Source organism: Desulfosediminicola ganghwensis, from assembly GCF_005116675.2.
GTDB classification, from domain to species: Bacteria; Desulfobacterota; Desulfobulbia; order Desulfobulbales; family Desulfocapsaceae; genus Desulfopila; species Desulfopila ganghwensis.
Genome location: NZ_CP050699.1, coordinates 856120 through 876235 on the forward strand (window position 1 = coordinate 856120; position 20116 = coordinate 876235).

General features: G+C 49.4%; 19 protein-coding genes. 11 read left to right on the forward strand and 8 right to left on the reverse strand.

The window, feature by feature from the left end; translation table 11 throughout:
* Window positions 1-712: 712 nt before the first annotated feature.
* The 3 genes from FCL45_RS03730 to FCL45_RS03740 all read left to right on the forward strand — a co-directional run bounded on the left by FCL45_RS03730 (window position 713) and on the right by FCL45_RS03740 (window position 3964).
* Window positions 713-1819, forward strand: coding sequence for a zinc-binding dehydrogenase (locus tag FCL45_RS03730; protein ID WP_136797631.1), 1107 nt, complete (start codon window positions 713-715; stop codon window positions 1817-1819).
* Window positions 1820-1893: 74 nt separating this feature from the next.
* On the forward strand, window positions 1894-2754 hold the full coding sequence (locus FCL45_RS03735; RefSeq protein ID WP_136797555.1) for a hypothetical protein: 861 nt from the start codon (window positions 1894-1896) through the stop codon (window positions 2752-2754).
* A 475-nt stretch (window positions 2755-3229) separates the two neighbouring features.
* Window positions 3230-3964, forward strand: coding sequence for a sporulation protein (locus FCL45_RS03740; RefSeq protein WP_136797553.1), 735 nt, complete (start codon window positions 3230-3232; stop codon window positions 3962-3964).
* A gap of 168 nt (window positions 3965-4132) precedes the next feature.
* On the opposite strand, the gene FCL45_RS03745 is transcribed toward FCL45_RS03740, so the two are convergent.
* A complete protein-coding gene (locus FCL45_RS03745; RefSeq protein WP_136797551.1) occupies window positions 4133-4804 on the reverse strand; it encodes a response regulator in 672 nt (223 codons plus the stop codon).
* A 17-nt stretch (window positions 4805-4821) separates the two neighbouring features.
* A complete protein-coding gene (locus tag FCL45_RS03750) occupies window positions 4822-6243 on the reverse strand; it encodes an ATP-binding protein (RefSeq protein ID WP_167495771.1) in 1422 nt (473 codons plus the stop codon).
* 426 nt (window positions 6244-6669) lie between these two features.
* Between FCL45_RS03750 and FCL45_RS03755 the strand changes: the two genes are divergently transcribed.
* The 7 genes from FCL45_RS03755 (at window position 6670) to FCL45_RS03780 (ending at window position 11188) form a co-directional block, all read left to right on the forward strand.
* Complete coding sequence (locus FCL45_RS03755; protein WP_136797547.1) at window positions 6670-7026, forward strand: hypothetical protein; 357 nt, start codon at window positions 6670-6672, stop codon at window positions 7024-7026.
* 431 nt (window positions 7027-7457) lie between these two features.
* A complete protein-coding gene (locus FCL45_RS25205) occupies window positions 7458-7640 on the forward strand; it encodes a DUF6515 family protein (RefSeq protein ID WP_420811228.1) in 183 nt (60 codons plus the stop codon).
* Between the two features lie 12 nt (window positions 7641-7652).
* Entirely contained in the window at window positions 7653-7883 is a 231-nt protein-coding gene (locus FCL45_RS03760; RefSeq protein ID WP_136797546.1) for an SH3 domain-containing protein, read from the forward strand.
* A gap of 213 nt (window positions 7884-8096) precedes the next feature.
* Window positions 8097-8498, forward strand: a complete 402-nt coding sequence (locus FCL45_RS03765) for a hypothetical protein (protein WP_176359996.1) — start codon at window positions 8097-8099, stop codon at window positions 8496-8498.
* A 91-nt stretch (window positions 8499-8589) separates the two neighbouring features.
* Window positions 8590-8805, forward strand: coding sequence for a 4Fe-4S dicluster domain-containing protein (locus FCL45_RS25210; protein ID WP_136797544.1), 216 nt, complete (start codon window positions 8590-8592; stop codon window positions 8803-8805).
* The gene (locus FCL45_RS03775) at window positions 8718-9440 is read left to right on the forward strand and encodes a ferric reductase-like transmembrane domain-containing protein (protein ID WP_136797542.1); all 723 of its coding nucleotides are present in this window, start codon (window positions 8718-8720) and stop codon (window positions 9438-9440) included. Before FCL45_RS25210 ends, FCL45_RS03775 begins: the two co-directional genes overlap by 88 nt.
* Window positions 9441-9442: 2 nt before the next feature.
* Window positions 9443-11188, forward strand: coding sequence for an FAD-dependent oxidoreductase (locus FCL45_RS03780; protein ID WP_136797540.1), 1746 nt, complete (start codon window positions 9443-9445; stop codon window positions 11186-11188).
* 126 nt (window positions 11189-11314) lie between these two features.
* Here the strand turns inward: FCL45_RS03780 and FCL45_RS03785 are convergent, their stop codons facing one another.
* Window positions 11315-11947: a PA14 domain-containing protein gene (locus tag FCL45_RS03785; RefSeq protein ID WP_136797539.1), complete on the reverse strand. Its 633-nt coding sequence runs from the start codon at window positions 11945-11947 to the stop codon at window positions 11315-11317.
* Between the two features lie 584 nt (window positions 11948-12531).
* Here FCL45_RS03785 and FCL45_RS03790 point away from each other — a divergent pair.
* Window positions 12532-13458: a hypothetical protein gene (locus tag FCL45_RS03790; RefSeq protein WP_136797537.1), complete on the forward strand. Its 927-nt coding sequence runs from the start codon at window positions 12532-12534 to the stop codon at window positions 13456-13458.
* A 31-nt stretch (window positions 13459-13489) separates the two neighbouring features.
* Here FCL45_RS03790 and FCL45_RS03795 read toward each other — a convergent pair whose 3' ends face one another.
* The 5 genes from FCL45_RS03795 to FCL45_RS03815 form a co-directional block, all read right to left on the reverse strand.
* Complete coding sequence (locus FCL45_RS03795) at window positions 13490-14515, reverse strand: SUMF1/EgtB/PvdO family nonheme iron enzyme (RefSeq protein ID WP_217907659.1); 1026 nt, start codon at window positions 14513-14515, stop codon at window positions 13490-13492.
* A 44-nt stretch (window positions 14516-14559) separates the two neighbouring features.
* A complete protein-coding gene (locus FCL45_RS03800; protein WP_136797535.1) occupies window positions 14560-16329 on the reverse strand; it encodes a hypothetical protein in 1770 nt (589 codons plus the stop codon).
* Between the two features lie 106 nt (window positions 16330-16435).
* A complete protein-coding gene (locus tag FCL45_RS03805) occupies window positions 16436-17173 on the reverse strand; it encodes an SDR family oxidoreductase (protein WP_136797534.1) in 738 nt (245 codons plus the stop codon).
* Window positions 17163-18431: an FAD-binding oxidoreductase gene (locus FCL45_RS03810; protein WP_217907660.1), complete on the reverse strand. Its 1269-nt coding sequence runs from the start codon at window positions 18429-18431 to the stop codon at window positions 17163-17165. The genes FCL45_RS03805 and FCL45_RS03810 overlap by 11 nt, the downstream gene beginning before the upstream one ends.
* A gap of 65 nt (window positions 18432-18496) precedes the next feature.
* Window positions 18497-19975 carry a UbiA family prenyltransferase gene (locus tag FCL45_RS03815; RefSeq protein WP_136797530.1) on the reverse strand — a complete coding sequence of 493 codons (1479 nt, stop codon included), beginning with the start codon at window positions 19973-19975 and terminating at the stop codon, window positions 18497-18499.
* Window positions 19976-20116 lie beyond the last annotated feature (141 nt).

A 20116-nucleotide genomic window follows, 5' to 3' on the forward strand; every position in this document is an offset into this window, starting at 1 on the left:
TAATTCTTCCAACCGTGGAACAGGACCCCGAGAAGTATGTATTCCTGGATGCCAGGCCATCTTTAGTCTTAAGTCTTCACTGCTCGGTAAAGACGTTTCCCTGCACCTCAGCTATTTGTCTGGCAGGCGCAGGGTTCGCCGCCAATTTTCGCTACTTTCAGATTTTAAAGGAATGTGGCGTGCAGGGTGGATTGAGCAGTGTTCTGAATCATTGTCGATCGTTTAGCCAGGACACTTTGAGAGCAGTTGTAAAAAAAAATATTGTGGCCGTTAAATGTGAGCCTTGTATTATTTATGCAAAATCGGATATATGAAAATTCAGAACTCCACAATCAGTGCTTAAACTACATTGGACACGATGTAATGTCAAATGTGTTTGCAAAATAGGATGTGTACATTTTTCTGGTAAATTCCGTTGGTGTTTTATGAATGAATCATATTCATCAGTGGCGGTACTCATCCGGGGCAAGGGGAAAACTGCACCTTAGCCCATTTGCAATTACAGTAATTGCATGTTGTAGTAACCGGTTATAACTCGTTGGGCATGTTGGCTCACCGTACAACGCCTACAGGCCTGCCCCTTTGCGCTTAAATTCAGACCGGTTCTGTTTGAGCGTGAGGGAGAATCAGAAAAAAGAGGGAAGTCATGGGCAATAAGCAAGAAGAATATTCACCAAAGGATCGCTTTGATCTCAAAGATTGTAAGGGCAGCATGAAGGCCGTGGTCACAACTGGTAATGGCGGATACGAGGTACTCGAGTACCGGGATGTGCCAATTCCGACCCTTGCTTCGGGAGAAGTGTTGTTACAGGTCCTCGCAGCCGGCGTAAACAACACCGAAATCAATACCCGGCTGGGTTGGTATTCCAGTAAGGTTACCGCAAGTACAGAAGGTCTCACAGATACGGAGAGAGAAAAGGCGAAAGAACAGGCGGATGGTGGCTGGAACGAAGCTACGCCATTTCCGTTTATACAGGGAACCGATTGTTGCGGGCGTATTGTCGCCGTTGCTCCTGACGGTGACAAAAGCACTGTTGGGTTACGTGTTCTGGTGCGGTCTTGCATGCGTGCGTTCGGGTGGGAGTCTCTTGAAAATATCTGGATGGCCTCAGACTTCGATGGGGCGTTCGCGCAATTTGTGAAAGTGCCGGCCGGGGAGGTTTTCCCTGTGAATTGCGATTGGAGCGATGGGCAACTGGGGACGATCCCGTGTGCGTACGGCACGGCAGAAAACATGCTTCACAGGGCGAAGGTCTCGAGTGGGGAACATGTCCTGGTCGCCGGAGCGTCCGGTGGTGTCGGCTCGGCTGCGGTGCAGTTGGCAAAGCGTCGTGGCGCCGTGGTAACGGCAATCGCCGGGAAGGCTAAAATTGAGCAGGTACAATCAATAGGGGCCGATCATGTCATTGAACGCGGTGTTGATATCGTTGCCGCTCTCGGTGCAAAGACGGTGGATGTTGTGGTAGACAATGTGGGTGGCGCCTCCTTTGGAGAAATGCTGGAGGTGTTGGTGAGAGGAGGGCGGTATGTTTCCTCCGGTGCCATTGGCGGGCCGATCGTAGCGCTCGATATGCGGACCTTTTATCTGAAAGACCTGACCATGATAGGTTGTACAGCATGGGATGAACCCGTATTTCCAAATCTTATTTCATATATAGAAGGTGGAGAGATACAACCGCTCCTGGCGAAAGAGTTTCCTCTCGAACGTATTGTGGACGCGCAACGTGAGTTCACCGAAAAGAAGCATGTGGGTAAATTCGTCTTGATCCCACCGCCCTTAAGTGATGCACAGATGAAACTATTTGCATCCGGGTTGTAAGGCTCTGTATGATTGAAGTATAGTCAGTCTTGTTGTTTTACCCTTAGCCCGAGAAAAAGAGACTGCTCCACGCCATGGGCCTGAAAAAATCATTGATCTCCTGTTTCAGTCGCCTGGAATCGATCCGGCACAGCGACCCAGAGCTGACTCCAGAGAACTGGTGCAGGCAACAACCATGTATCAAGGTTACAATTGCATCACGTGAAATCCTTCTGAGCCAGCCTGCCTCAACCTTGTACGTCTACCTGCTGGCTGTGGTGTGCATTGGGGTAGCCATCTACTTCTGGTGGTTTCGGGGCAATGAATTGTCTCGTTTATGGTGGGGTATATCGCTCTCGGCCTGGGGGATTGGTGCGTTTCTCGCCGGTACCAGCTACCAGGCATTTGGTTACGAGATAAAGTGCGCAGGGCGCGAGTCGTGTATATGGACCAGCTGGTGGGAACTGGTCTATCTCATGTTTCAGCAGATAAGTATGAGCGCGATGCTGGTTGCAGTGGCCTATTGCTGCACCGCAGGAACTATGCGGACGCTTCTGTCATGTTATGCAATGGCAAGCTCATTACTCTACGTTATTGTGGTCTTTATCGGAGGATTCGTGCCTGTAAAACCACTGATAACTTTCGGTTTCATGGTCCGTTTTTCGCTGCCGGCCTTTGTGCTCATGTTGATTGTAAGTGGCTGGAGGTACTGCATGCTGGGAAATTCTGCGGATCTGGTGTTGGTCGGTGCCTGGTTGCTGCTGCTTTTCATCAGTGCTGCCTACTATCTCTATGATGAACTGGAGATCACAGAGAAGCTGTGGGAGCAAGGCGCAGGCATCTGGTTTTCACAAAATGACCTGTTGCACATCGGCCTGATTCTCTGGATGCTCTATATCGCTCTGTTTGTGGCCGATCGGGTCAAAGACACCACCGTTTCAATTATCCCTGGTTAACTCAGAATTTTTCTTCTGGAACTATGTCGGCGTCCCGGTTCCTTTCCCCCTCAAAATTGCAAAATTGCTGTTTCTCTGCCAATACTGGCATGAGCTGAAGCCATCGGTAGATGAAAACGTAACATCTGCCTGACGAGTGAGTGGTGTATGTCTGTGGGGTTGCGGCCGGAATATGGCAGCCGACATGAATGAGGTGTATTCACCGGGTGTTGACGAACAATGTGAAACAGCCGGTGAATACTGTAAGTAAGCTGCTTGTATCTGGTTATTCAACAGATATTTGTAAGATAGGGATGCGTATTATGACGCGATAATGTTGAATGTTCAAAGAGCATCAAGGGTTGCAGTCCCGTCTCTGTGAAAAAAAAACTCTTACCAGGCCGTGCAGGCACACCCCGTGTAGCGAGAGAGTGGTGCTGTGGTCTCTGTATTGGAAGAAAGACGACATTGATAATTCAAGATAAGGAGCGATACGATGTTTAAAAAGTTGTTTGCCCGGATAGGGGTTGGCAGTGCCAGTGTGGATGCCGTGTTGACCACAGAACATTTTGAGCCAGGCGGTCTTGTGGAAGGACGTGTTGAAATTAAGGCTGGAGAGGTTGAGCAGGAGGTTGCTGCGATAACTATTAAGCTGATGACAATTGCGGAAAGAGAGAGCGATGACGAAAGCGAGGAGTTGAATCATACCATCGCAAGCCACAAAGTGGCCGATGCTCTTTTGCTGAAGCCCGGTGAAAATCGCGAAGTACCTTTTTCGTTTCCCCTGCATATGGAAACGCCAGTCACAGTGCTGGATGTGGGAAAAAATCACTGTAAAGTTTGGCTGGAAACAGCGTTGGACATAGAATTGGCCCTGGACCCCACGGATAGGGATTATCTCAACGTCCACCCAACGCCTGTCATGCAGCATCTCATTACAGCAATGATCGATAAAGGTTTTAAGATGGTCAAAGCTGATGTGGAGGAGGGTTTCCTCAATGGCGGCAGCTATACATCAGAATCAGGCTGCTACCAGGAGATTGAGTTCAAACCGAAGGCATTTTTCTCAGGTGTTCGGGAGGTGGAAATTTCTTTTGTTCCCCAGGCTGATTGCACCCATGTGCTTATTGAGCTTGATCGCACCTTTGCAGGGGATGGATACCGTAGCCTGACCCTGGCCAATTCAGCAGATCTGGCAGAGGTGAAAGAGAGTCTGGCCAGTTTGATGTAGGCCAGCTTCCCACCTTGAAAAATTACAGAGGCAGGGCGGTTTCGCCCTGTCTTTCTTCCTCGTCTCCCAAATTGAGCTATGAACTCGATGAATTGAGTCATTGTCAGGAAGACTCAAGAGTTATCGGCCACAACCTGTCGTCGACCAGTTGCCGCTACTGGAAGATTTTCACAGACCTTCGTATTTATACCCCACTCCATAGACTGACCTGATAATTTCCAGTCCGGGTGCGGCGATGGCAATTTTCTTCCGTAGCTTTTTAATGTGACTGTCAATGGTTCTGTCACAGACTATGCGCCTGTCGGTATAGAGTTTATCCATAAGCTGGTCACGGGTAAAGATTCTGCCTGATTGTTCGAAAAGTATTCGAAGTAGCTGAAATTCTACAGCTGTCAGATCCAGCTTCTCACCGTGGAATTTTGCGATATATTTCTTATTATCCAGGGTGAGACTCCGTCCGCTATGAACTGCACCTCTACTTCGCCTGAGGACAGCCTTGACTCTGGCTACCACTTCCCGTGGGCTGAAAGGTTTACAGATATAATCGTCTGCTCCGAGCTCCAGCCCGAGCAGCCTGTCTATTTCTTCAACTCTGGCGGTCATCATAACGATAGGCACTTCGGAGAAGCTCCGTATTTCTTTACAGATATCGAGCCCGTCTTTCCCAGGAAGCATCAGGTCCAGCAAAATCAGCGCCGGCTGGTTTGCCCTGACCCTGGCCACAGCTTCCTGTCCTTCATAGAGACAGTCTGTTGTATAACCAGCCTGGCAGAGATAGTCGCAGAGCAGGTCGCTTAACCGTTTTTCGTCTTCGATGATCAATATAGTTTTGTTTTTCATGTTTTTCTGTCTGCTGTTCAGCTGGTAATGGGTAACTCGACCCTGATCCCCAGGCCGCCATATGGTGAAGCATAGGAAGAGATCTTTCCCTGGTGAGCCTCAACTATGTTGGTGCAGATGGCAAGACCTAACCCAGCGCCATTATCTGCACGGTGTCGCGACAGGTCGGTTCGGTAGAGTCTGTCAAAGAGCAGGGGAAGCTGGTCGGCAGCTACTCCGGGCTCAGTATCTTGAAATAATAGAACAATACGTTCTTCAGAGCGTTCTGTCAGTATCTCAAGCATACCGGGAGAATCTGTATATCTCAGGCTGTTTTCCAGAAGGTTGGTGAAGAGTTGCTGCAGTCGGTCGGGATCTCCGAGCAAAGGCGGTGACATCCCCGCCGGCACCTGAAGATGAAGCTCCATACCTTTATCCGCATATCGTTTTTCCAGAAGTTCAATGGTTCCATCAAGAATTCCCACAGGATCAACCAGTACCTTTTTATATGTCAGGGCACCGATATCGGACATGGAAAGCTCATAAAGATCATTCACCAGCCGTTGCATATGCAGAACCTCGCCAAGCAGTGGTGTCAATGTCTGGATACCGGTTTTGCGAACTCCGTCCAGAAGTGCCTCCAGCTCTCCCCGCAGGATGGAAATTGGCGTGCGCAACTCATGGGAGATATCAGCAATCCAGCGCTGTCGAGCCTTTTCATTTTTTTCCAGAGTCATTGCAAGCATATTGAAGTGTTCGCTCAACCGCCCGAGTTCGTCTCCGCTGGTAATTGGAATTCTGGTTACAAATTTGCCACCTATGAGCTTTCTTGTTCCTTCTGTCAGGTGGTTGACAGGTCGTAGCAGGTGAATGGTTATTGGGAACGTCAGGATAATTGAAACCCCCAGCATCATCAACGCAATGAGCGCAAACGATTGTTTTTGCTGTTTTACAAAGAGCAGGTCGCCGGAATCTGAAATTTCGGAGATTGGAAAGAGCCCAAGAAATCCGATTGTGCTACCGGCCGAGGTAATCGGTATCGTGGTTATGTGCGTCAACTGCTCGGGGGGGCCGCCAATAACCCGATTTTTTTCCAGGTCCAGGAGCACGATACGCTTGCCGAGCCGAATTGGGTCCATCGGTGGATGGGGTGGTTGCTGAGGGCGATCGGCAAATAATTTCTTGTCGACAGACTCGCGCATTACATCAAAGAAGATATTCCTTTGAATCCGGGTCCAGAGCCGGTGATTGCCCTGCAACCCTTCCCAGCCTGCTTCCTTGCTGTAATAACTCGGAAGTTTTTCAGCCATGGTGTTGAGGTGCTTGAATTCCTGGCTGTTCACATAGCCGAGAAAGTCACGGTCAAAACTCCACTGCAGAAAGAGAAAAATACCTCCGGCCATGATCGAGCTGGTGAGGAGGGTGGAAAGGAAAAGCTTGTGGCGGATTCTAAGTTTCAAGGTCTTACCTGTAAATGCATGATTATCACGAAGAGTTGTATCAATGTATAGTTCGAAATTAAGGAAGAAATATGAACAAACATGGAAAAAACATTTTTTTCCAAAATAACTACCTGATTCGGGCATTTTGCAGCTTTGGGTGAGGTGGATGCTGGAGTCAGATCCTGGGGCGGGTATTGAACAACGCGGGAGTTTAAGGGTGGGGTCCTTCGAAGACCGTTCATTGATACGATTTGTCAGAACATACGTTTAATTCACATTTCTTCCATTTTTCTTCCTTTATTGCTCTGTACGTTGCATGGAGCATCTTACCCGGATGTGATCGGAAGCCTTTGGGCTTTTGGCAGCAAGACTCCGAATGGTCGGAAGTACGCTGTTCGGGGGCGGCAACAAAGACATAATGCTCGCAGTTCCAGGAGGATTCAGATGGATGGAAGTAGTTTGTTTTTAATGATTTGCTCAATTTCTGTATTGGCCCTGTGGCTTGTCTTATCTGGTTGTGCAGTGGACCAGTCCTCTCAAAGAGGCGAAAGGCAGCAGGTGCGTGCAATGGGTAAACAGGAGATGGGACGGGGCCGCAGGGGAGAACCTCCCGGAATAAACAATACGACCACCACAGCAAATATGACCCTGCCTGCCGAGGCGTTCACCGCATGTAAGGGAAAGCGGTCTGGAGACGAGGTGAGTTTTTCCCCTGAGAATGGGAAGCTGGTGGTTGCAACCTGCCAGGTGATTGATGACCATCTGGTGGCAGTACCAGAACGCAGGCGGACAAAATCATAAATGAATAGTGCAGCTTGAACGGTGTCTTGAAGGGTATCTTTTCCCTGCCTGAGCCGGAGATAAAATAGACTCTTATACATTTTCCTTGTTTCTTACATATTTCATGCAAAATCGGCCAGTAAATTGAGGTAATTATTTCACAGGAAGTAAACGGATAACAGGTCCCCGGCACATCTCCTTCTCTCCCCTTTATCTCTCGCAAAAGTGCCGGGGAACCTGCTGTCTCAGAGGATTATACAACTCTCCGTATCCCCCAAAAGAAGCAAACTATGATGTTCAGGCTTTATAGAGCAAGGCGTTGCCCTTTACGTACACTAACGATGGTCACACTGGTACTGGCATTATCTTCATCGGCATCGGTGGCATCGCCAGCAAATTTTTTTCCCGGTAACCCTATGCCTCCCTGATTTGCTGTCGTCCATTATTACTGCCTGGACGGACTGTTTTACCGGCATGACCCCAAAGGATTTATTGTTGCTCCGGCACCCATAGGTGCGGTGGTCAGAACCCTTCCTCCGGCAACAATACTGGTACATATCAGTGGGATTCAGTATTACGCCTGTTCTGGGATTTACTACAGGAAGGTTGATGCTGGCTCTGTGGTGGTGGCGTAACCTGTCAGACACATGAGGTCTACTTTCGATATCGGTGAACGACTCAAGGTCAGGGTTGACCTTCTCAACGTTCGTTCAGGTCCGGGCCTGAACCATGACGTTGTACAGCAACTCACCCAAGGTACTGGTGTCCAGGTTGAAGGGGGGAGTTCGGCCTTGTGCCTGGTTCGTCTGCCAGATAAGTCAACAGGCTGGATTAAGAGCAACTACACAACCAAATTCCAGGATGGCTTTGAAGGTTGAGGGAAAAAGGCAGGGTTTTCCAACTTTCACATTTCCTCCACATTGGCTGCATATTCACACGTTACTTTCATGAATAACAGTCTTCGCCATGGAGAACGAAGATGGCGAAGACTGTTCAATAACGCTCAATGTCCGACATGTATTCAAGAACATGAAACGAACCCCCATGAAAAGAATTGAGCAATTTTCTTTTAACCCAGAAGGAGCAGTGTAATGAAACAACACAAGGTGATCAAGGGGCTTACCGCCCTGATGATGGTTGCAACATTTTCCGCACTACCTGTTTATGCAAAAGGCAGCAAAATGGGTGGTGGCCCAGGCAATAACATGCAGGGGCCACCGCCGGAAGCCTACGAGGCGTGCGTCGGCAAGGAAGCAGGTGACATGGTCAGTCTGAAGGGGCGGAGAGGCAAGTCGATGGAGGGAGTATGCGCGAGTATCGAGTCTCAGCTTGTGGCTGTACCCAAGGAGCATCTCGAGGCCTGTGCAGGAAAGCAGGCAGGTGACAGCGTCAGTCTGGATGGACCCAGAGGTGAGTCGATAAAAGCAACATGTGAAATCGCGGGTGATCTTGTTCTGGCAATGCCAGGGAGATCAGGCGCCAGAGGGAACTAATCGAGATGGTCTGGGGGGAGAAAGTGAATGCCTTCTCCCGACGGATCTGTACGAAAAGCATTTATGACTGGAATATGTTGATGGTGAATATATGGCCATTTCCGTAATCAAGGGGTGTATCGGCTGCGGTACCTGCGTGCTGACATGCCCTACTGATGTAATCCGTTTGGACCAGCGCTCAGGCAAAGCGACTATTCAGTATCCGGCAGATTGTCAGATATGCCATCTTTGCCGAATGTACTGTCCGGTGGATGCAATCACGATAACACCAGAGAAGTCTATACCGGTGGTTGTGTCATGGGGCTGAAGATGGAAAAGCATACAACCCGACCCGCACTACAATGGTGCACGCTCTTTATCGGCATACCTCTCCTGTTCTATCTCACAGGAGATTTTCCCCGCCGATCAATTCTCAAGGAAACGATATCTCTCCTGACCCTGATGGCATTTTTCCAGCTATTGGGGCAGTTGTATACCACGCGATGTAATACACGCCTTGTGCGCGATGCAGGAGCACCAAAGCTTGTAAGAGTCCATAAAATTGCTGGCTACATCGGTATTGCGCTGATCCTTGTACATCCTTTGCTGATCGTGGTACCGCGATATTTCGAAGCGGGAATAGGCCCTGGAGAGGCGTTTTTAACCATGGTCACCACGACTACTCCGGGAGTATTGACCGGGCTTGCAAGCTGGGGGCTGATGCTTGCGCTGGCGGTAACGTCGCTCTTTCAAAAGAGGATACCCCTGACGTACCTTTCGTGGCGAAGGCTGCATGCAAGCCTGTCGATAGCTTTTATCCCGGCTGCCTCCTGGCACGTCGCGAATCTGGGCAGGCATGCAAGCCCGGCCATGACCATAATGATAGTGCTGATGGCGGCAGGTGGGATGCTGCTCACGATAAAAGCAACCGTGGCCAGAAGACTATTGAGAGTAAAGGGCTGAAAATGAACAGTACGAATGAAATGAGCGGCCTTACCCGTAGAACTTTTATGACACTTGCCGGGGGGGCCGCTGGTGTTGCAGCGCTCTCCTCGTTTGGTATTCCTACAGGTTGGGCAGCCAACAAACCAAAAGTTGCACCAGCTGATGTTTCTCTGGCACTAGACACTACAGACGTACTTGTCATCGGTGGCGGTATGGCAGGTCTGTTTGCTGCAGTGAAGGCCCACGATGCAGGTGCCGACGTTATGATCCTGTCCAAAGGCAGACTTGGTTCATCAGGTCAGACGCCGTTTGCCAAGGGCATATTTGTCTATGACCCCGGCGTCGCTGGAATGACCCTCGACGAATTTGTTGACAGTGTCTCCCGCTCGGCACTGGGCAGCAATAACCCTTTATATACCAGGCAAATGGCGGGAAACTCCCTCGCCAGGGTAAAGGAACTGCGGGAGTGGGGATTTTTTGAATCCCCACTTTATAATAACTGTTTTAAACGGCCAATCGCTGAGCGAAGCATACCCCTTCTGGAGCGTGTCATGGTGACCCATTTACTCAAAGAAAATGGCATGATAGCAGGGGCCGCAGGGTTTAGTGCAGATGACGGAAAAGTGCACCTAGTTGCAGCAAAAAGCGTTATTCTCTGTACAGGTGCTGGAGGTTTCAAGCCGAACGGCTTCCCCATTTGCGACCTCACGCACGACGGGACTGTCATGGCCTACAATATCGGGGCTAAAGTCACGGGCAAGGAATGGAACGACGGGCATCCAGCTTCTGCAGAAAATCCGGCAGCGTGTTTCGATGGCTGGGGAAACATGTTTGAACAAAAGCCGACCACAACCGGGGTCGACATACGACATGACCTTGGGGTCGACATGAACTACAGGGCGTATGTCGCAGGTGGCCCGGTACGCATGGGACCCCCGCACCAGCAAGAGACAGGCCAAGTCGCAGGCGGCCCGTATATGCCGTTGGAATTTATGCGAAACGCTCCTCCGGGCGGCGCCGGAGGGCGCCATGATGATACGCCGCAGAGACAAGGCAAAGGTGGCCCCCCTCCAGGAATGAGAGGGCCGCGCGTTGGCGGTTCATCATCTGGCATGGCGATCCATAAGTCTGAAGGCCTGGTACCGATTAATGACAGGTGCGAGTCGACTATCCCGGGACTTTACGCCGCCGGAGATGCCCTTGGTTCATATATGGCGGGTGCTATTTACACTCAGATCGGTTCCTCCCTGGCCGGTTCAGCTGTTCAGGGAGCTGTTGCCGGCGAGGCAGCGGCGGCCTTTTGTTCCAGTACGGTGGCCCCTGTCATCGGGAAAGAGACGATTGCCAGGGTGCAGGAGGAAATGTTGGCACCGTTGGGAAAAGAAGCCGGTTACAGCCCGGCCTGGGTGACCCAGACCTTGCAGGGGATCATGATTCCGAACTTTGTTCTCTACATCAAGAAAGAAAAGCTGCTGCAGGCAGCCCTGGCGTACGTCGAGGAACTCAGGGACCATCATGTGGGGATGCTGCGTGCTGCTGACTTCCATGAACTTCGTCTGGCCCATGAGACCGCAAACATGATAATCAGCGCAGAGATGAAGCTCAGGGCCTCGATCATGCGAACAGAGAGCCGATGCAGTCACTTTCGACTCGATTATCCTGAGGTGGATGAGAAGAACTGGCGAGCCTGGATAAACATTTACAGGGGGGAAGACGGGTCTATGAAGTTGGAAAAGCAGCCCTTTGACAGTTGGCCTGTAGCATAAAAGCAAAAAGTTTACATATTAAGTATATCGCTTCCTTCGCGCCAGACACCAATAACCGCAATCTAAAATTTCCCGGGATTGCGGCTATTGTATTTCTGGCCAGGAGTGGTCTGGACGGAATGCGTACTATTGAGTTGCCGGCAGGTGAGCATACGCCTCGGCAGGCACAATGACTTTCTCATCACTTCCCGGTGTCTTCCAGTACAATTTCAATGCTGCTGTGCCTTTTCTCTGGAAGTAGTCTATTCGTATGGGATACCAGCCTGCGATGGTTACATTCAGCTCGGATTCGATTGATAACTGGTCCGAATGTTGGGTAGGATCGGAGAGAACAAGTTTGTCGCTCAGGTAAATTATAACACCGTCATTGGAGAGGGTCTGTAGAATGTATTTGCCTGTTGTCGGGAAATGCAGGGCCCCGTTCATGCGAATACCGATACCGCGATTGGTCCCACTGTCGAATACCTTACCCCTTCCGAACTGGTTATTGAGCTCGAATATTGGCTTGCCCTCTTTCCCGCCTCTTTTAGGTAGCATCCGCACGTTGCGTGCAAAAAAATTATGGAAATAGACAGTGAGCAGTCCCGGCTGCAATCTCGCTGCTTCTTCAGCCGAAAGTGGTGTGCCCTGCATGTCGTAGTGCACAGGTGGTTGCGGTGATTCTGATTCGCCGGCCATGCTTATCGGGAGATGCGTGGTGAGGAAAAGAATCGTACACAGTGCGATAATCTTTACAGTGTGGTTTCGGTTGATGAGCATGGTATCTCCTTGCAATTGAGAAAAGGATACTTCGTATCATAGTGTATGGCTGACACGGCTAGTAACACCATGCGAATTAATGGGATAAATGGCAAGAGCATGCGTATAACCAGCTTGAGGTAGAGCTTGGAACACGTTGGGATCAGGTCAGAATTTTGGTTTTGGCTATGTCGCAGGCCCGACCTGTATCTATACGGCTGAAACAGCAACATCCAGTTCAAATATCTCCAGTTGAAACATCGAGAGAGGAGGTGAGTGGCTTTGGACACAGAACAGTGCCCAGGGAACATTTACCGGAAACAGGGCATCGTTGATGGAGCCTTCTCTCGCAGCGCTTTTCAGGAAGAAAACCATGTACTTGGTTGCAATGGAAGGAGGTGATGGCAAAGCGCAGGTAGTAATTCAATCCCCGACCCAACAGCCATGTTAGGTGATGTGGTCCAACTATCCGAATCGCATCTGAAAAAGCACGCATTAACGACGCACTTAGCAAATTAACATGTTGACAAAAGGACTCACGTAAAAGTATCTTTCCCGACTTTACAAGAAGCACTTGTTTTGTTTTTTCAAGGAGAAAGTTATTAATGAGACTGTCAATAATCGCTCGATTGGCAATCACTGTCATGATGATAGTGGCCATATCACTTCAATCTGCCAGGTTACAAGCCAGTGTGGCAGAAGAACTGCCAAGCAGCCTAACTAAATACATACCCCAAAAGCCAGATCACACCCTGACAGGTTCGGAGTTTGTAGCTCTGACCTCTAAAATGAGCGAGCAGCAGCGTGAGAAGGTAATTGGCGAACAAGTGCTCAGCGGTAACATCCCGGATTTTTTGAGAGAACTTAAACCTGTCAAACTCCAGACAAGAGATACCAACGGACGCCTGATATCTGCGACAATATTTGTTACTCCGGACTACCTTGCCATTGGCTCTGAGAATGACTTTATCCGCACCCCGATGGATTTTCATACGGCAAGCCTGGTGGCCAGCCGGTTGGGCTTTATTTTACCGACGCGCAAGATGGTGGATGCCATTTACAATCAGTCTGAAAATCACTTTACTCCTCAACCCATGCAGCCTGGCGCCCAGATGCGATCAACTGACTATTATCAGAGGCACAATCAGAAGATCGACCAGCAACAGGAGTCGCTTGGCATTACTTCGGGGGAGCTTGTCTCAGGTCATAAAAAGGATGTTGTTATCACCAATAAGCTAATGAATAAGCCTGGAAGAATAGCTATTTATGGATGGCACCAGCCCAATGGTAAACCGATCCAGCCACTCAGTACTGTGCATGGCGCCGGATATGCAGATTACAGCCATGGTGTTCGCCTGGTGAGTGAGACAGTTATTGTCGATGGTGAGTTATGTTCAGTGTACGACATCTTAAAAGATCCGGACCTGGCGCCATTGTTGAGTGATGAAGGTCCGATCGTTGCCGGTTACAGCCCTGATAAAGTTGCGCTGCCGGCGGGTAAAAAGAAGAGCTCTGCGACCGTTATCCACTAGCCCTCTTCGATAAAACTGAGGTCGTATACTGTCACTCTGCGTCTTTCTCGCCTGTAAGCCCTTTGCAGCAACGGAACCCAAGATGGTAATTATGGTGGCTGTGTTCTGACATAACCCTGCTGCCATGCCAGTATGGTGCCCGCCATCGGCACCAATCTTCATGTGCCCTGTATGTATCAAAGATAAACCAGCTGCCTTTCATCTCGGTATAACCCAGGGTGGAACTCCCTTTGCTGGCCATCTGTTCCTCTGCCAACGGCAGGTTCATATGCTCAGCCGCGTTTCCGTTAAGGTCGTAGACATCCAATGAACTTCGACATTCGGGAAAGAAACCGACAGGATAGGTGTTTGACCCGCACTGCTTCCAGCCTCCACCATTACAGCCGGAAGATTTCGAACTATTTGCCGCGCAGATGCCTTTTTGGTATCGAGGGCCATAGCTCCATGTCTTATCTGCTTTATTGGCATTATTGTGGGCAATGCGCATGCGACGGACAGCTTCATTGGCAGTGACTCCTTTCGCCAGATTAAACCGATAATCAGGAGGTGTTAATTCGCCTGCGCAACCACCCTCCCACTCATGGGCATCACATAACCGTTTTCCCATGGCAGAACAGATCTCGGCCGCTTCCCGGGTGCGTACCCAGACTACCGGATATTCGCAGGGTATATTGGGAAATTCGAACTGATCAATGCAGGCTTCAGCATCCTCTGCACGTTCATGTTCCGGGTCGTAAAGTGGGGCCATATACTTGGCACCGCAGATCTTCTCGTAACGCATATTTTCATAATTGAGTGACAGGCTATCGAGCTTTGCCCTGCATTCCTCCACTGAAGCGGGGTGCCTGCTGACAGCGGGGTTGCCCTGCCCTATATATGGAGAACCGGCAAAGATCGCACGTACCATTGCCGCCTGTGCAGCAGACAGGTTGTGGACCTCGATTAAACGGGTAAACATTCTCTCATTCTGCTCTTGCAATGACTGGGCTGCGCCAGATGTCTGCATTCCCGAAGCAACGAGAGCGATGACCAGCAGGATTGACCGAATATATTCCATCGTATTTTCCCCGGAGAGTATTTTGGCAGATAAAAATGAAATACCTAATCACGCCGCATCAGATAAAAAAAATCCCGATTATCCGGATACCCAATAAAGCGCGGAATATAAGCGCCTTTTCGGGTCTTGTCTAAAACGCTCATGCCCTGAATGAGGTGCTGTACCGCCAGGTGTGACTCTTTTTGCCGATAGAGCGCGAGGTAGGTATGTTCAAGAGCATTCATGTCGAGATGAAGAGCATAGGAACAACCGTAGGCCTGAAACACCCTGGCCATTGCAGAAGGTGTCGCAGTTGAAAAATACCCGTAAATGAGGAACCGTTTACCGCCACTATCCTGCAATGCCGCACCGGACCGCAAGGTACGCAGTTTCATGTCATGGGAGCCGGACCAGTTACCTGCCCCCCACTTGGCGACAAGACTGCCGGGTACCGGCTGTTGGGATTCTGAATCCCATTCGAGAATCGGTACACCGTTTTGTCGCGCATGGACAATCCGGTCAAGATTGACGTTGTCCTCTTCCGACCAGGTCTTCAGGGCAACAGTTCCATCATCATAGACCAGCACTGTTGCAAGTTCGGGTTGTAAGGTGCTGAGGACAACTCCTCTTTCAATAAAGCCATAATGGGAGCCCCTGTTGCGCTCAGCAAAGGCACCGTACTTAAAGGCGCCGTGGGCTCTTTTGAACCCTCCGGTAAATGTTGCCACAGTGCTCACGGAGTCAACAGGGCTGATCATGCCGTTGGCCACAATGGGTGCAATTGTTTCGATGCCGTCAGGCCCGGGTATACCTTTTATTTTCACAGAATCCCGTGTTCGGTTCGACCATCCCACCCGTGGGTGTTCTGTCCCGATTGTGAAGCCAAGGTCAAACCGGTCCAGGTCAAAAGCGATCAGGTAGGCAAGCGCTCCCGATTCGATGTTGTCGAGACGATTAACACGATTACGATGACTGTTGAGGATCGCCGGAGCAATGGCCTTGGGTTGAATGAGGCTGACAAAAATGCCTGGGTTATCTTGAACACTATACCATTGACCGGTGAGCACGCCCTTGGCCCGTCTCTTGAGCTGCAGGCCGAGCCCTGCGGGGAAGATCAGCTGATTGGCAAAGTCGGGATTGATGTCTGCCGGTGCGGGGAGACCTGGTTCGGACTCTGGTAGTGCAGAGTGAGAGGCTTCTTTTGTCTGAGCTTTTTCAAGAAAGGCGTCTTTGAAAAAATTGTCTTTTACAAACCCGACAACGCTCTCTCCACCGGGAAGCCTGTCGCGAAGAAAACCGGTAACAGTTTCTATGGTTGTCTGGTGCCCTCTGGTCGGATTACGAAGAAAAATGTTCCCGTTGCACAGGGGGGCATAGATTTGTCTGGATTTTCTGGCTGTTTCGAGTTCACCCTTGACAATCAGTTGCAACGACGAACAGTCTTTCACCGCGACCCCCTTCCGGGTCAGGGCCAATCGAGGCTGTGAATTCTCGTTAAGCGTCAGCCGTTGATCATGCGGATACGGGTTTTCGAGATGATACTCTTCAACCACCTTTTTGTGGTTGTCGCTCAGCTGGAGGATATACCACTGATTGATATTCGAATTCAGATTGATCAGTGTTACCTCCGCCAGTTTGCCGTCTGGCATGTGAATCTCAGCTGATTGTACAGTTTTAAATGGCTGCAGGTCGACGACGGACGTGATCTGGTTGCCTGCACTTTGTGATCCACTGTCGGCTACAGCATTCACTTCTGTGAGAAGGACTGAAGTGAAGAGCAACAACAGCAGAGCGGGCAGTTCTGTTATCAGCCTGTGATGAGGTCTCAATAACATTGTCCCTCCAGCTCGTTCTCCTCAGAAAACCACTCGTAAAAATCCAGGTTGCGCCTCGACCTTGAAAAGAATGCTGATTTTCAGGGTGAAAACGAATGCCAAAACGTTAAAGACGTAATCGCTTGAATATTGGTTCAGGAATAAGTCGGATAATCCACATAATCAATGCCCAGAACCAGGGGAGATATACAATGTCTTTCTTTTTCTGAAGAGCATTATATATCCCTGATGCGATCTTCTCCGGTGTTGTCCATAACATGTTTTTATCAAAGTCTCTGGTCATCGGGGTATCCACAAAGCCGGGTTTAACCGTCATGACATGAACCCCACAGGAACTCAGACGATTGCGAAGTCCCTGCAGAAAAACCGAAACCGCACCTTTGGCCGCCCCATACACGTAGTTGGACTGCCGGCCTCGGTCTCCGGCCACCGAGCTGATAACACATAAGGTTCCGCTTCCCTGTTGTACCAGCTGATTCGCTGCATGTGTGAGCAATGACATGACTGCCAGTCCATTTGTTTCAAATTCCTTCCGGAGTTCTTCAAAAGACGCTTCACATGATTTCTGGTCGGGCAACGTTCCATGGGCAATCAGGATGGTATCAATGGATTCCAGGGCGGTAAACGCATCTTCGAATAATTGCCGGTGGGTATCAAATGCCCGTGCATCAACAACTGCTGTAAAGACCTTACCGGCACCTCGTACCCGTAAATCGTCCGCGATAATATGCAATTTGACCTGGTCTCTTGCGACCAGAAAAAGATTATCGCCATCAACTGCAAACAGGCGCGCAGTAGCTTCGGCAATAGAAGAGGTAACTCCAAATATAAATCTATTGGCCATTCTCTCCCCCTGAGATTCGTCTCCAGAAACTGGAGTTGATTTTCGGATCACGCATGCGTTCCAACTCCGCAAACTGTGGATAATAGTTTCTGAAAGCAGTTCCGGACATGCGGGCATCCTTGCAGGGATAAACTGCACCGCCAACAGTTTGAACAATGCTGTCAAAATCGTCCAGGAGTCGAAAAGTGTTATCTCCATCGATACAGATATCCAGTGCCAGGGTAATTCCAGGTCGAGGAAAAGAGAGGAGCCCGGGTGACAGCTTATTGCCGAAGACTTTCAAGACCCCGAGAAACGAGACAAGGCCTTGTTGTGCTCCTTTTGTCAGTAGTTCTTCAAGAGCATCTTTTCCTCTCGAGTCAGGAGGAAGCAGGCACTGGTATTGTAAAAAACCCTGGGAGCCATAAATGCGATTCCAATGAAGAATTGAATCCAGAGGAAAAAAAAATGATTCATAATGTACAAGAGCTGTGCTGCGAACCCGGCCCTGTTTTTTGTAATACAATGAGTTGAATATCCGCGCCGTTGTTCGGTTCACCAGGGAAAAGGGCAGTTCGACCGGTATACTCAACCTGCGTTTAGGAGCTGCTATAGGTTTGGTGCAGCACGCTGAATGGTTTCCACGGACAAAGTGGCCTCTGCCAAATTTTTTACCCCTGGCCATACTGTCAAGCCAGGCTACCGTATACTCATATTCCAGATCAGAATATTCTGAGATCTCAAAGAAATCGCCAAGATTTGCAAAACGAATGACCTCAACATCCATGACCTGGTTGTTGATACGCTTCAAACTGATTTCAGCCCAGACAATGAGGCCTGTGAGGCCAAGCCCGCCAATTGTGGCATTGAACAGTTCCTGGTTCTCAGATCGGGAACAGCGCAATCTCCGTCCGTCGGAGCGAGCCAGTTCAAAGCGTCGCAAGTGGCAACCAAATGTGCCGGCGCTGTGATGGTTTTTGCCATGGATGTCATTGGCAATAGCACCACCCATCGTGACAAACCTGGTGCCGGGCACAACCGGGGGAAACCAGCCATGAGGGACGGTTACCGCAAGAATATCATCCAGCAACACCCCGCTTTCGCAACGGAGGATTCCCCTCTTTGGGTCAAATGAAATAAACCGGTCCAACGGTTTGGTATCAAGCAGCAAACCTTCCCTGTTCAGGCAAACATCACCATAGGAGCGTCCATTGCCAAATGGCAGCCATGAAACCTCGGAGCCAGCAGGAATCGGCAGTGGTTGACAGCGCCAGTTCAACTGAGTTGCTGATTGTTGAAAACAGGGGTAACGCCCCCATGAATGGTAGTGTTTGTGCATTGAAGTCAAGTTGCAAAAAGCATAATTATTGCCATCAAAAGAAGTATGATTCTGCTTGTTCGATCTCTTAAAGCAAAGATCATCGGGTCATCATGCATTTTGCCGCGATGTGCGACCAGCCAGATATAACAGAGCCAATAGAGCAATAAAGGGCAGACCAACCAGATTACATTATGTCGCCCATACGAGAGCTGAGCAGATCCACTCATGATGTACAGCACCAGGACGAATGCGGAAACAAATGCACTGGCTACCCCCATAATAGCAAGCACTGTAGAGTCATTTACCACATAGCTACGTGCTGTAGCGGATGAACCATATTCAAGTCGCATGGTCGTAAGTTCTGAATAACGCTTAACCAGTGCAAGACTGATAAAGAGGAACATCGAATGGGCCAGGAGCCAGGAAGACGGCCAGATATTGACTGCTGCCGATCCTGCCAGCATGCGTATTGTAAAAAGACCTGCAAGAACGATTACATCAAGGATGACGACCTTCTTTAACCACAACGAATAGGCGAGAGTCGTCAGGTAATAAATGCTCAATATGTAGTAAAATTGAACAGGAAGAGCCAAGCCTACTAAAACGCTCAACACAAGCAGTATTATGCAGGTTGCGATACCGTTGGCCAGCGGCAAAGTACCCGAGGCAAATGGGCGAAATCGTTTTCGGGGGTGCCTTCGATCTTCAGTCAAGTCAATGAGATCATTTAATATATAGACACTGGAGGCACACAGCCCGAACGAGAAAAAGGCAACGAAGACAGAAAATAACAGCTGGACTTCAAGGAAGCGATGTGCCGCCAGCAAAGGGATAAAGACCAAAACGTTTTTTAGCCATTGATAGAGTCGGAGTGCCTGGGCCCATTCGAATATGCCTGCTCTTTCGATTACAAAATTTCGTTCTACGTTTGTCAGGCTGGCGCCGATTTGCTGAATAAAGCTCTTTGAGCCAACCACCAGACTCTGTCGTGCTATCCGCCAGACATGAAGATCTTCTTTTTCGTTCCCCAGATAATCAAATCCCTGCGGCCCGAATTCTGCCAGAAGGCGTTCCTTTTTCTGTATGCCGGTCATGTTGGTTTTTCCGTCACTGGCAATGACGCTATCAAAAAAATGCAGATAGTTGAAAATTTGTTGAGCGATATGCTGGTCTGAACCCGTTACAAGAATAATTTTTCTATTTGATTGTTTTTGATCTCGAAGATATGACAATATATTGAAATTGTAGGGCAAACTGCTGACGTCTAGCGTTACACGCCTGCATACCTGTTGTTTTAGATACGCCTTTCCCTGAAACAACCAGAAGAACAATACCGGGAAAAACAAAGGATTAACCTTCAACAACTGGAGTAACGATTCAATCAGCGAATCTGTTTTGAGTAAACTTCCATCTAAATCAACAGCAAGTGGTACTGTATCTTCAGATGTCTTTGTCTCCTGCAGTGCACTGGTATTTGTAGTTAGGGTATGCGCATCAGCCATAGGTAGTAATTAAGGAAATGGTTCCAACGATCAACTCGACTCTATTGCTTGAAATCTATTATACCACTTCACGGTTATAGCCTGTCAAAGTAAGCCATTCAGCGGAAAAGTGCAGTCACGGTAAAAGGGGGGCAGGCTTTG